General features: G+C 71.6%; 11 protein-coding genes. 6 read left to right on the top strand and 5 right to left on the bottom strand.

The window, feature by feature from the left end:
• Nucleotides 1-70: 70 nt before the first annotated feature.
• From QMK24_RS04490 to QMK24_RS04470, 5 genes are all read right to left on the bottom strand, one after another.
• On the bottom strand, nt 71-847 hold the full coding sequence (locus QMK24_RS04490) for an ATP-binding cassette domain-containing protein (protein ID WP_283463782.1): 777 nt from the start codon (nt 845-847) through the stop codon (nt 71-73).
• Nucleotides 844-1818: an ABC transporter permease gene (locus QMK24_RS04485; RefSeq protein ID WP_283463876.1), complete on the bottom strand. Its 975-nt coding sequence runs from the start codon at nt 1816-1818 to the stop codon at nt 844-846. Before QMK24_RS04485 ends, QMK24_RS04490 begins: the two co-directional genes overlap by 4 nt.
• A gap of 119 nt (nt 1819-1937) precedes the next feature.
• Entirely contained in the window at nt 1938-2948 is a 1011-nt protein-coding gene (locus QMK24_RS04480) for a sugar ABC transporter substrate-binding protein (RefSeq protein ID WP_502962554.1), read from the bottom strand.
• A 95-nt stretch (nt 2949-3043) separates the two neighbouring features.
• The gene (locus tag QMK24_RS04475) at nt 3044-4042 is read right to left on the bottom strand and encodes a sugar ABC transporter substrate-binding protein (protein ID WP_283463781.1); all 999 of its coding nucleotides are present in this window, start codon (nt 4040-4042) and stop codon (nt 3044-3046) included.
• A 130-nt stretch (nt 4043-4172) separates the two neighbouring features.
• Nucleotides 4173-4955: a GntR family transcriptional regulator gene (locus QMK24_RS04470; RefSeq protein ID WP_502962553.1), complete on the bottom strand. Its 783-nt coding sequence runs from the start codon at nt 4953-4955 to the stop codon at nt 4173-4175.
• A 149-nt stretch (nt 4956-5104) separates the two neighbouring features.
• Between QMK24_RS04470 and QMK24_RS04465 the strand changes: the two genes are divergently transcribed.
• The 6 genes from QMK24_RS04465 (at nt 5105) to iolD (ending at nt 11942) form a co-directional block, all read left to right on the top strand.
• On the top strand, nt 5105-6157 hold the full coding sequence (locus tag QMK24_RS04465; protein WP_283463777.1) for a Gfo/Idh/MocA family protein: 1053 nt from the start codon (nt 5105-5107) through the stop codon (nt 6155-6157).
• Entirely contained in the window at nt 6154-7002 is an 849-nt protein-coding gene (locus QMK24_RS04460) for a TIM barrel protein (RefSeq protein ID WP_283463775.1), read from the top strand. Before QMK24_RS04465 ends, QMK24_RS04460 begins: the two co-directional genes overlap by 4 nt.
• Nucleotides 6999-8039, top strand: coding sequence for a 5-dehydro-2-deoxygluconokinase (gene iolC, locus QMK24_RS04455; protein ID WP_283463774.1), 1041 nt, complete (start codon nt 6999-7001; stop codon nt 8037-8039). The genes QMK24_RS04460 and iolC overlap by 4 nt, the downstream gene beginning before the upstream one ends.
• On the top strand, nt 8036-9067 hold the full coding sequence (locus tag QMK24_RS04450; protein ID WP_283463773.1) for a Cgl0159 family (beta/alpha)8-fold protein: 1032 nt from the start codon (nt 8036-8038) through the stop codon (nt 9065-9067). The genes iolC and QMK24_RS04450 overlap by 4 nt, the downstream gene beginning before the upstream one ends.
• Nucleotides 9068-9150: 83 nt before the next feature.
• Nucleotides 9151-10056 (top strand): 5-deoxy-glucuronate isomerase, encoded by a 906-nt coding sequence (gene iolB, locus QMK24_RS04445; protein WP_283463874.1) that lies wholly within the window; start codon nt 9151-9153, stop codon nt 10054-10056.
• Nucleotides 10053-11942 (top strand): 3D-(3,5/4)-trihydroxycyclohexane-1,2-dione acylhydrolase (decyclizing), encoded by a 1890-nt coding sequence (gene iolD, locus QMK24_RS04440; RefSeq protein WP_283463772.1) that lies wholly within the window; start codon nt 10053-10055, stop codon nt 11940-11942. Before iolB ends, iolD begins: the two co-directional genes overlap by 4 nt.
• Nucleotides 11943-11975 lie beyond the last annotated feature (33 nt).

Raw genomic sequence — 11975 nt, 5'->3', positions numbered from 1 at the left:
GTCTCCGGATCGGTGGCTGTCATGCCGATTGTGCCGCACCGAGGACGTACCCCGCGCAGCGCGGGCCGGGTCAGCCCTCGCGGGCGAGCTCGTGACTGAGCTGCTCCAGCTCGCTGCCGCCCGCCATCTGGCGGGTGAGTTCTTCCAGCGTAATGCCCGTTTTCGGGTAGCTGCCGGCCATCGCCCCGCGCTTGAGGAGGACGAACCGGTCGCCGACCAGAAACGCGTGGTGGGGGTTGTGGGTGATCAGGACCACGCCGAGGCCCGCGTCGCGAGCCGCGGCGACGTATTTGAGGACGACGCCGGACTGCTTGACGCCCAGCGCCGCCGTCGGTTCGTCCAGGACGAGGACCTTGGCGCCGAAGTAGACGGCGCGCGCGATGGCGACGCACTGCCGCTCCCCGCCGGACAGGGTGCCGATGGGCTGGTCGACGCCGCGCAGGTCGATGCCCATGCGCAGCAGCTCGCCGCGCGTGGTCTCGCGCATCTTCCGCACATCGAGGCGGCGGGCCGGTCCCCGGCCCCTGGTGGGCTCCGAGCCGAGGAAGAAGTTCCGCCACACGGGCATCAGCGGCACGACCGCGAGGTCCTGGTAGACGGTGGCGATACCGCGGTCGAGGGCCTCGCGGGGCGAGGTGTGACGGACCGGCTCGCCCTCGACCTCGTAGGTGCCCGCGTCGTGCTGGTGCAGACCCGAGATGATCTTGATGAGGGTGGATTTGCCCGCGCCGTTGTCCCCCAGGACGCAGGTGATCTCCCCGGGGTGCACCTCGAGGGAGACCCCTTCCAGGGCCTTGATGTTGCCGTAGTACTTGCTCACGTCGGTGAGCTTCACCAGCGCGCTCATGCGGTTGCCTCCGCCCGCTTGCGGACCCATGCGTTCAGCAGCGTGGCCAGCAGCAGCATGGCCCCGAGGAAGAACTTGAACCAGTCCGGATTCCACTGGGCGTACACGATGCCCTTGCTGGTCATGCCGAAGATGAACGCGCCGACCGCGGAGCCGATCGCCGACCCGTAGCCGCCGGTCATCAGACAGCCGCCGATGACGGCCGCGATGATGTAGAGGAACTCGTTGCCAACGCCCTCGCCCGACTGCACCACGTCGAACGAGAAGAGCAGGTGCTGGCCGGAGATCCAGGCGCAGAACGCGACCGCCATATAGAGGCCGATCTTGGTGCGGACCACCGGGACTCCGACCGCGCGGGCGGCGTCCGCGCCGCCGCCGACGGCGAAGATCCAGTTTCCGGCGCGGGTGCGGAGCAGCACCCAGGTGGCGACGGCGACCAGGGCGGCCCACCACAGGATGGTGACCTTCAGATCGATGTCACCGATGGTCAGATGCGAGGCGAACAGCACCCGGGCCGAGGAGAAGCCCTCCATGTCGGCGATGGACTTGGTGCTGACCGTGCCGCTGATCAGTTTGGTGAAGCCCAGATTCAGGCCGGTGAGCATCAGGAAGGTGCCGAGCGTGATGATGAAGCTGGGGAGCTTGGTGCGGGTCAGCAGGAAGCCGTTGAAGAAGCCGATGGCCAGCGTGACCAGCAGCGATACGGCGACTCCCGCCCACACGTTCGCCGTCATCTGGTAGCTGAACATCGAGGAGACCAGCGCGGAGCTGGTGACCATCACGCCGGTCGACAGGTCGAATTCGCCGCCGATCATCAGCAGGGCGACGGGCACCGCCATGATGCCGATGGTCGAGGCGGCGTACAGGACGGTCCCGAAACTGGACCACTGCAGGAACGAGTCCGCGGCGACCGAGAAGAAGATGAAGACGGCGGCGGCGCCGACGACCGAGCCCAGTTCGGGGCGGCTCATCAGCCGGCGCGGCAGCGAGCGGTGCACCAGCCGGTCGTCCGGGCCGCTCCGGCCGTCCGGTCCGCCGTGGCCGCCGGAGCCGTCTTCGCCGTTGGATTTCTCCAGTGTGGTGGCCGGTGTCATCGCGTCCCCCGTTCGGTGTACTTCGCCAGCGCGGCGGCGTCCTTCTTGGTGAGAATCTGCGGGCCGGTGAGCACCGGTTTTCCGCCGCCGAGGGCGTCCGCGTTGTAGCGGTGGAGCCAGAGCAGGTCCACGGCCTCGTAACCCTGCAGATACGGCTGCTGGTCGACGGCGAAGCCGATCGTGCCGGCGGCCAGCGCCTTGGCGACCTGCGCGTTGAGGTCGAAGGTGTCGACCTCGGCGGAGTTCGCCGCCTGCTCTTTGGCCTTGACCGCGGTGGCCGCGAACGGCGCGCCCAGGGTGACGACGGCGTCGATGGATTTATCGGCCTGGAGCTTGGCCTGGATGGCGGACTGCACATCGGGCATGTTGGTGCCGTCGACGTAGAGGTTGTCCATCCGCCCGGCGAAGGTCTCCTTCGCCCCGGCGCAGCGCTCCTCGTGACCGATGTTGCCCTGCTCGTGCAGGACGCAGACGGCGTGCTTCCTGCCGCGCTTGTCCAGCTCGTCGCCGACGGCCTGGCCGGCGATCTTCTCGTCCTGGCCGATGTGGCCGAGCGCCCCGAAGTCCTTGGACTTCTCGGAGCCGGAGTTGATGGTGATGACGGGGATGCCGGCCTTGACCGCCTTGGCGACGACGTCCTTCATGGCGTCGGGCTTGGCGAGGGTGACCACCAAGCCGTCGACATGCTGGTCGATGGCGGTCTGGACGAGCTGTGCCTGCTCGTTCGCCTGGTTGCTGCTGGAGTAGAGGAATTTGATGTTGTCCTTGCGAGCGGCCTGCTTGGCGCCGTTCTGGACGATGTCCCAGAAGGTGTCGCCCGCGCCCGAGTGGGTGACCATGGCCACGGTCCACTTGGGGGTGTCGACGCCCGAGCCGCCGCCGGCGGACTGCGCGGCCCGCTCCTCGGCGCGCTTGCCGCCCGTGCTGCTGCACCCCGCCAGAGAGGCTCCGAGCACCGCCGCCAGCAGTGCGCCGATCGCGCGCATCCCCGTATTAGCCATCGCCACGAAGCCTTGCCCTTCCCTGCGGATCCCGGTGCCGCCGGGGGCTGGATGATCAGCCCCGGCGGCCCAAGTATCTGTCAGGGGGGGCATCACCGCTGTCATCGGGTGCCGCGCTCGGTGTACTTCTCCAGCTGCGCCACGTCCTTGTCCGTGACGAGCGCGGGGCCGGTCAGGACGGGCTTGCCGCCGCCGATGACGTCCCCGTTGGTCTTGTAGAGCCACAGCTCGTCCACCGCGAGGTAGCCCTGGAGGTAGGGCTGCTGGTCGACCGCGAAGCCGACCTCCTTGCTCTTGAGCTGTTTGACCACGGCCGCGTTGAGGTCGAAGGTGTCGACCTCGACCTTGGCGCCGGTCTGCTTGACGGCCTGCACGGACGTGGCGGCGAAGGGCGCGCCCAGGGCCAGGACGGCGTCGATGGACTTGTCGGCCTGGAGCTTGGAGGTGACGGAGGACAGCACGTCGGGCATGTTCGTGCCGGTGACGTACAGCTTCTGCATCGACCCCTTGAAGGTCTTCGCGGCGCCGTCGCAGCGCTGTTCGAGCGAGACGTTGCCCTGTTCGTGGATGACACAGAGCGCCTTCTTCAGGCCGCGCTTGGTGAGCTCGTCACCGACCGCCTCGCCGGCCACCGCCTCGTCCTGGCCAATATGGCTGAGTGCGCCGTAAGCGGCGGAGAACTGGGATCCCGAGTTGATGCTGATCACGGGTATGCCGGCCTGGACGGCCTTCTGGATCACTGCCTTGAGCGCGTCGGGCTTGGCGAGCGTCACGATGATCCCGTCGACCTTCTGGTCGATCGCGGTCTGGACGAGCTGCGCCTGCTCGTTCCCCTCCTGGTTGTTGGAGTAGAGGAACTTCACGTTGTCCTTCGCCGCGGCCTGCTGGGCGCCCCTCTGGACGATGTCCCAGAAGGTGTCGCCCGCACCCGAATGGGTGACCATGGCGATCGTGAGCTTCGGGGTGTTCACTCCGCTCACCCCGGCCGTCGCGTCCTTCTGCTCCGTCTTCTTGCCCCCGGAGCTGCTGCACCCGGCCGCGGCGAGCGAGAGCGCCAGTGCGAGTGCCGCCGTGGACAGAGCCTTACGCCTGCGTGCCATCGTGGTTCCGCCTTCTCCTCCGGCCGCCCGGGTCCGGTCCGGTGTACGGCACGGCCCGGTTCTAATCGCGATCGGGGCGCAGCGTCAAGAGTTTGTACAGACATTCTTACGTTCAGGCTTCCGAACCCATCTAGGTACGTACCAGGAGCCGGAACTCGAACGAGTAGCGCGAGGCGCGGTAGATGTGCGAGCCGAACTCCACCGGCCGGCCCTTGTCGTCGTACGTGGTGCGCTGCATCGTCAGCAGCGGAGCGCCCTCGGGTTCGGCCAGCAGCAGGCCCTCCTCAGCGGTCGCCGCCCGCGCGCCGACCGTCTGCTGGGCGCTGTGCAGGGTGATCCCCGAGCCGCGCATCAGCCGGTAGAGGCCGGTGGCCTCCAGGTCGGCGGTGTGCAGCGGCAGCAGCTCGGGCGGCAGGTAATTCGTCAGGTGCGCCATGGGCTCGCCGTGGGCGAGGCGGAGGCGGTGCACCACCGCCACTTCACTGCCCTCGGGCACCCCGAGCGCTGCCGCGACCTGGGCTGAGGCGGGCTCGACGGAATTGCGGAGCACTCGGGTGGCGGGGCGCTGGCCCGCGGCGAGAAGATCGTCGTAGAGGCTGCTCAGCTCCAGCGGGCGCTTGACCTGGCTGTGCACCACCTGGGTGCCGACACCGCGGCGGCGCACCATCAGACCCTTGTCGACCAGGGTCTGGATGGCCTGGCGCACCGTGGGCCGGGACAGGCCGAGCCGGCCGGCCAGCTCGATCTCGTTGCCCAGCAGGCTGCCGGGGGCGAGCCCGCCGTTCTCGATCGCGCTCTCCAGTTGCTGGGCCAGCTGGAAGTACAGCGGGACCGGGCTCGACCGGTCGACGCTGAGGCGGAGCGGAGCGGGGTCACGATGAGGCACGAAGGGAGCGTAGCGGCCGGGGGTCATGACGGGAAGTCCGTATGTCCTGACAAACTATTGACAGCCGGTGAGGGAGCGCGGGAGGTTGGTCCCGCGCGACACGCAAGCCATATCAGCCGGAGGTGCGAGGGCGGCCTCCGGAGGATCATCGTTCCTGGAAGGGAGCAGGGCCAGGTATGCGAATGGGACTTCTCGGCGCCGGTCGGATCGGGGCCTTCCACGCCGAAGCGCTACGAGCGCATCCGGACGTCGGCGAACTGCTCATCGCCGACGCCGTTCCCGGCCGGGCCGCCGAGGTCGCGGCGGGGATCGGCGCCCACGCGGCGGAATCGGTGGACGACGTCTTCACCACGGGCGTCGACGCGGTCGTGATCGCCTCGGCCACCGCCGCTCACGCCGCACTCATCGAACGGGCCGCACTAGCGGGCATCCCGGTCTTCTGCGAGAAGCCGATCGCCCTGGACCTGGCCGGCACCCTGGCCGCGCTGCGCGCGGTCGAAGCGGCCGGCACCACCTTGCAGATGGGCTTCCAGCGGCGCTTCGACGCCGGGTACATCGCCGCTCGCGAGGCGGTACGCGCCGGACGGCTCGGCCGGCTGCACACGGTTCGGGCCGTCACCTCCGACCCGGCCCCGCCGCCCGCCGCGTACATCCCGCTCTCCGGCGGCCTGTACCGCGACTGCCTGATCCACGACTTCGACATCCTGCGCTGGGTCACCGGCCGGGAGATCCTGGAGGTCTACGCGACGGGCGCCAACGGCGGGGCGGACTTCTTCCGCGCGGCGGGCGACGCCGACACCGCTGCCGCGCTGCTCACCCTGGAGGGCGGAGTGCTCGCCACCGCCACCGCGACCCGCTACAACGGCGCCGGTTACGACGTCCGGATGGAACTGGCCGGCACCGAGGACCAGATCGCCGTCGGCGTCGACGCCCGTACCCCCGTCACCTCCGTCGAGCCCGGGGCCGCGCGCGGCGTCCCGGACCCGTGGCCCGGCTTCCTGGAACGCTTCGCCCCCGCCTACCGGGCCGAGCTCAACGCCTTCGTCCACGTGGCGCGCGGCGAGGCGGCCAACCCCTGCGCCGGGCGTGAGGCGCTGCGCGCCCTGCTCGTCGCCGAGGCCTGCGAGGTGTCGCGGCGCGAACGGCGGCCGGTCGCGGTCGCCGAGATCGCGGCGCGTGCCGAACTGCTCGCCGGTGCCGGGAACAACGCGGCGGAGGTGCGCGCATGAGGCTCGACCGGGTTGCCGCCGCTCCGATCTCGTGGGGCGTGTGCGAAGTGCCGGGCTGGGGACACCAGTTGACGCCCGAGCGGGTGCTGGACGAGATGACCGGCCTCGGGCTGGCCGCGACCGAGTTCGGGCCGGACGGCTTCCTGCCGGGCCCGCTGCTCGCGGCGCGCGGGATGACGGCCGTCGGCGGCTTCGTACCGGTCGTGCTGCACGATCCGGACACCGATCCGCTGGCGGAGGTGCGCGCCGCGCTGGCCGGCTTCACCGCGGCGGGCGCCGGGACCCTGGTGCTCGCCGCCGCGACCGGCCGGGACGGCTACGACGCCCGCCCCGAGCTGGACGCCCTCGGCTGGAAGACGCTGCTGGCCAATCTCGACCGGGTCGCCTCGCTCGCCTCGGGCGCCGGGATCACCGCCGCCCTGCATCCGCACGTCGGCACCATGGTCGAGAGCCAGGACGACGTCGAACGGGTGCTGGAGGGGAGCTGGACCGGGCTGTGCCTGGACACCGGGCATCTGCTCGTCGGCGGCACCGACCCCGTGGCGCTCGCCCGCCGGGCGGCGGGGCGGGTCGCCCACGTACACCTCAAGGACGTGGACGAGGAAGCGGCTGCCGCCGTGCGGGACGGCCGCACCACGTACACCGAAGCCGTATCCGCCGGGATGTACCGGCCGCTGGGTCAGGGCGACATCGACATCGCCGCGCTCATCGGCACGCTGGAGGACGCGGGTTACGAGGGCTGGTACGTCATGGAGCAGGACGCCGTCCTGGCCGGGGAACCACCGCCCGGCGGCGGCCCGGTCCTCGACGTACGGGCCTCGCTCGACTGGCTGGCCGCGCTGTGAGCGCCCCGGGCGGCGCCGACGGCGCGAACGGCGCGACCCCGGCGGGCACCGCCTACGACGTGGTGACCGTCGGGCGGGTGGGCGTGGACCTGTACCCCGAGCAGACCGGCGTCGGTCTCGCCGAGGTCAGCACCTTCGCCAAGTACCTCGGCGGGACCGCGACCAACGTCGCGGTGGCGGCGGCCCGTTACGGCCTGCGCACCGCGGTCCTCACCGGTGTGGGGGACGACCCGTTCGGCGCCTATGTGCGCGGAGCGCTGCGCGGTTTCGGGGTGGACGACGCGCTCGTGGCCACGGTGCCGGGACTGCAGACCCCCGTCGTGTTCTGCGAGATCTTCCCGCCCGACCACTTCCCGCTCTACTTCTACCGCCGCCCGGTCGCCCCCGACCAGTGCCTGGAGCCGGGGCTGCTGGACCGGGCCGCGGTCCGCGACGCGCGGGTGCTCTGGATCACCGGCTCCGCACTCGCCGTCGAACCCACGCGCTCCACGCTCTTCGCCGCGCTGGAGGAACGGGCGGGCCGCGACGTCTACTTCGACCTCGACTGGCGGCCCGGCTTCTGGGCCGACCCTGCCGAGGCGCCGGCGTTGTACGCACGAGCCCTGCGGTACGCGACGGTCGCGGTCGGCAACCGCGAGGAGGCGGAGGTCGCGGTGGGCACCGGCGATCCGGAACGCGCCGCCGGGCTGCTGCTGGACAGGGGCGTACGCCTCGCGGTGATCAAGCAGGGACCGGACGGGGTGCTGGCCCGCACCCCGCAGGAGCAGGTCTCCTTCCCCCCGGTGCCGGTCGAGGTCGTCAACGGCCTCGGCGCGGGCGACGCCTTCGGTGGCGCCCTGTGCGCCGGCCTGCTGGCCGGCTGGCCGCTGTCACGGGTGATCCGCACCGCCAACGCGGCGGGCGCGCTGGTCGCCTCGCGCCATGCCTGCGCCGACGCAATGCCGACCCTCGCCGAGGTGGAGGCGCTCCTCACGGAGCGGGAGCGGCAACCGGCTCCCGCGGCCCGCGACGCCGATTCGAAGAGGTCCCGCGTATGACCGCGAACTCCCGCCCCGCCCGGACCGCACGGACCGGCACGCCCGCGCCGCAGGCCCAGGGCACGCCCGGCACCACTCCGCTCGTACCCCGCAGGGCCGCCTCGTCCGGTCTGCGTCCCGCGCCGCTCGCCTCATCGGTCGACGAGATCACCCGGCTGCGGGCCTCGGCGCCCGATGCGATCCGGCTGGCGTGCGCCCAGCGCACCCCCTTCGACGCGTCGCGGCTCGCCCGGCCGCTGTTCGTGCTGGCCGCCGACCATCCCGCGCGCGGCGCGGTTGCGGCGGGCGGCGATCCCACGGCCATGGGCGACCGGCACGAACTGCTGGCGCGGTGCGTCGAGGCGCTGTCGCGCCCCGGGGTGGACGGCTTCCTCGGCACCGCCGACCTCGTCGAGGATCTGATGCTGCTCGGCGCGCTCGACGGCAAACTGGTGCTGGGGTCGATGAACCGCGGCGGTCTGCCCGGAGCCTCCTTCGAACTCGACGACCGCTTCACGGGATACGACGCGCCCGGTATCGCCGCGGCCGGGCTCGACGGCGGCAAGGTGCTGCTGCGCATAGACCCGGACGACCCCGGCACGGCCGACACGCTGGCCGGCTGCTCGCACGCCGTGCACGCGCTCGCCGCGCGCCGGCTGCTCGCGCTCGTCGAGCCGTTCCGCACCCACCGGGTGGCCGGGCGGGTCGTCAACATCCTGGAGCCGGACGCGCAGATCTACGTCAACAACATCGCCCAGGGCCTGGGCAGCACCTCCGCGTACACCTGGCTCAAGGTGCCGGTCGTCGACGAGATGGAACGCATGATGGCCTCGACGACCCTGCCCACCCTGCTGCTCGGCGGCGAGGGCAGCGGCGGTCCCGACGAGCGGTACGCGGCCTGGCAGAAGGCGCTGCGCATCCCGCAGGTGCGCGGTCTGATCCTCGGCCGCACGATGCTCTTCCCTGACGACGGCGACGTGGCGGCGGCCATAGACACCGCCGTGTCGCTGGTGGACCAGAGCCCCACCCCGCCGAGGAGTTCCCGGTGAACCCTGACGACGTACGCACTGAAGGCGTAGCTGCGGAAGGCGTACTTGCGGAATCCGCACCCGCTCGGGACGTACCCGCTCCGCTGTCCGGGCACGTACCGGCCGCGAGTGCGGCGCGCGACGGCTACGACCTGTGGGTGGACCCGGCGAGCGCCGGGTGGGGGTACAGCTCCCTGCGGGTACTGACGCTGGCGCCCGGCGAGTCGCGCGCGCTGGCGAGCGGCGACAGCGAATGGATCGTGCTGCCGCTGGCGGGCGGCTGTGACGTCGCCGTCGACGGCGAGGTCTTCGAACTGCACGGCAGGACAGACGTGTTCAGCGGCGTCAGCGACTTCGCGTACGTCCCGCGCGACGCGCACGCTGTGGTCACCAGCCGCGCCGGCGGCCGCTTCGCGCTCACCGGGGCCCGCTGCGAGCGACGGCTCGCGGCCCGGTACGGGCCCGCCTCCGGCGTGCCGGTGGAGCTGCGCGGCGCGGGCGGCGCGAGCCGGCAGGTCAACAACTTCGCGGCGGCCGGGGTCTTCACGTGCGACCGGCTGATCGCGGTCGAGGTGCTGACACCGGGCGGCAACTGGTCGTCCTTCCCGCCGCACAAGCACGACGAGGCGAGCGCGACGGAGTCCGAGCTGGAGGAGATCTACTACTTCGAGCTGGCGGGCGGCCCCGCGGCGATGGGCTACCAGCGGGTCTACCCGTCCCGCGCCGGGAAAACCGATGTCCTCGCCGAAGTGCGCGGCGGCGACGCCGTACTGATCCCCAGCGGCTGGCACGGCCCCAGCATGGCCGTCCCCGGCTACGACATGTACTACCTGAACGTGATGGCAGGGCCGGGCGCCGAGCGCGCCTGGCTGATCTGCGACGACCCCGCCCACGCCTGGGTACGCGGCAGCTGGGCGGGCCGGCCGGCCGACCCGCGACTGCCGCTGTACACCGCACCGGAGAAGACCGTTCCGCAGGAGACCGCACCCCTAGAGGAGTTGCGCCCGTGACGACCACCGTCAGGCTCACCGTCGCCCAGGCCCTCGTCCGCTTCCTCACCGCCCAGTACACCGAACGCGACGGCGTACGCCACCGGCTGATCGCCGGGACCTGGGGCATCTTCGGCCATGGCAACGTCGCCGGGATCGGGCAGGCGCTGCTCCAGGCCGGGCACGACGTCATGCCGTACTACCAGGGCCGCAACGAGCAGGCGATGGTGCACGCCTCGGTCGGCTATGCCCGGATGAACAACCGGCTGTCCACGATGGCCTGCACCACCTCCATCGGGCCCGGCGCCACCAACCTCGTCACCGGCGCGGCGCTGGCGACCGTCAACCGCGTCCCGGTGCTGCTCCTGCCGGGTGATGTGTTCGCGACCCGCCCCGCCGATCCGGTGCTGCAGCAGCTCGAGGTGCCGTGGGCGTACGACGTGTCGGTCAACGACACGCTGCGGCCGGTCTCCCGCTACTTCGACCGGATCTGGCGCCCCGAGATGCTCGCACCCTCCCTGCTGCAGGCGATGCGCGTACTCACCGACCCGGTGGACACCGGCGCTGTCACGCTGGCGCTTCCCCAGGACGTCCAGGCCGAGGCGTACGACTGGCCACAGGAACTGTTCGGGACCCGGATCTGGCACGTACGCCGCCCGCTGCCCGACACCTCCGCGCTGCGCGAGGCCGCGGCGCTGTTGCGCTCCGCCGAGCGCCCGCTGATCGTGGCCGGCGGCGGCGTGATCTACTCCGGGGCCACCGACGCGCTGCGCGACTTCGCCGCCGCCACCGGGTTCCCGGTGACCGAGACACAGGCGGGCAAGGGCTCCCTGCGCCACGACCATCCGCGGGCGCTCGGCGGGATCGGGCACACCGGTACCGCGCCCGCGAACGCCGCCGCCCGCGAGGCCGACGTCGTGCTCGGCATCGGCACCCGGTGGACGGACTTCACGACCGCCTCCAACTCGCTGTTCGCCCAGCCGGACGTGCGCTTCGTCAACCTCAACATCACCTCGTTCGACGCCCACAAGATGGCGGGCACCGCCCTGGTCGCGGACGCCCGGTCCGGTATCGAGGCACTCGCCGCCGCCCTGGCCGGCCACCATGTGGACCTGTCCCGTCACGACCAGGGCGTCGCGGACTGGCGGCGCGCCACCGACGCCGTCCTCCACCCGGACGCGGGGGACGGCCGCCCCTCCCGGCTCCCCTCCCAGACCGAAGTGCTGGGCGCCCTGGAGGACGTACTCCACGACCGCGATGTCGTCATCAACGCGGCGGGCTCGCTGCCCGGAGATCTCCACAAGTTCTGGCGGGCCCGCGACCCGAAGCAGTACCACGTCGAATACGGCTACTCCTGCATGGGTTACGAGATCCCCGCCGCGATCGGCGTGAAGCTCGCCGCGCCGGACCGCGAGGTCTTCGCGCTCGTCGGGGACGGTACGTATCTGATGCTGCCCACCGAGATCGTCACCGCGGTCCAGGAGGGCATCAACATCAACCTCGTCATCGTGCAGAACCACGGCTACGCCTCGATCGGCGGCCTGTCGGAATCCGTCGGCGCCGAGCGCTACGGCACCGCCTACCGCTTCCGCGCCCCCGACGGCACGTTCACCGGCGATCCCCTCCCCATCGACCTGGCCGCCAACGCCGCCAGCCTCGGTCTGGACGTACTGACCGCCAGTAGCGTCAAGGAGTTGCGCGAGGCGCTGGCCACCGCCCGCGCCTCCGCCCGCGCCACCGCCGTCTACGTCGAGACGGAACCGGCCGCAGCTCTGCCGGCCACGCCGGATCGGGCCGTCGGGGCCTGGTGGGACGTGGCCGTCGCCGAGGTCTCCGACCGTCCCTCGACGCGGCGGGCCCGCGCGGAGTACGAGGAGGCGAAGCGCGCCCAGCGGCGCCACTTGTGACGCGGGGATCCGGCGCCGTTTGGCATGCGGCCG

Origin of the sequence: Streptomyces sp. PH10-H1 (genome assembly GCF_030063355.1) — a bacterium.
Taxonomy (GTDB): Bacteria; Actinomycetota; Actinomycetes; order Streptomycetales; family Streptomycetaceae; genus Actinacidiphila.
Note: the sequence above shows the minus strand (reverse complement) of the source record. Positions and strands in the feature narration are given on the sequence as shown.

What these genes read in the sequence shown, in the direction of transcription:
- QMK24_RS04475 (WP_283463781.1), bottom strand. Translation starts at nt 4,042, where the DNA reads ATGGCACGCAGGCGTAAGGCTCTGTCCACGGCGGCACTCGCACTGGCG.
- QMK24_RS04485 (WP_283463876.1), bottom strand. Translation starts at nt 1,818, where the DNA reads ATGAGCCGCCCCGAACTGGGCTCGGTCGTCGGCGCCGCCGCCGTCTTC.
- QMK24_RS04465 (WP_283463777.1), top strand. Translation starts at nt 5,105, where the DNA reads ATGCGAATGGGACTTCTCGGCGCCGGTCGGATCGGGGCCTTCCACGCC.
- QMK24_RS04460 (WP_283463775.1), top strand. Translation starts at nt 6,154, where the DNA reads ATGAGGCTCGACCGGGTTGCCGCCGCTCCGATCTCGTGGGGCGTGTGC.
- QMK24_RS04450 (WP_283463773.1), top strand. Translation starts at nt 8,036, where the DNA reads ATGACCGCGAACTCCCGCCCCGCCCGGACCGCACGGACCGGCACGCCC.
- QMK24_RS04470 (WP_502962553.1), bottom strand. Translation starts at nt 4,955, where the DNA reads ATGACCCCCGGCCGCTACGCTCCCTTCGTGCCTCATCGTGACCCCGCT.
- QMK24_RS04490 (WP_283463782.1), bottom strand. Translation starts at nt 847, where the DNA reads ATGAGCGCGCTGGTGAAGCTCACCGACGTGAGCAAGTACTACGGCAAC.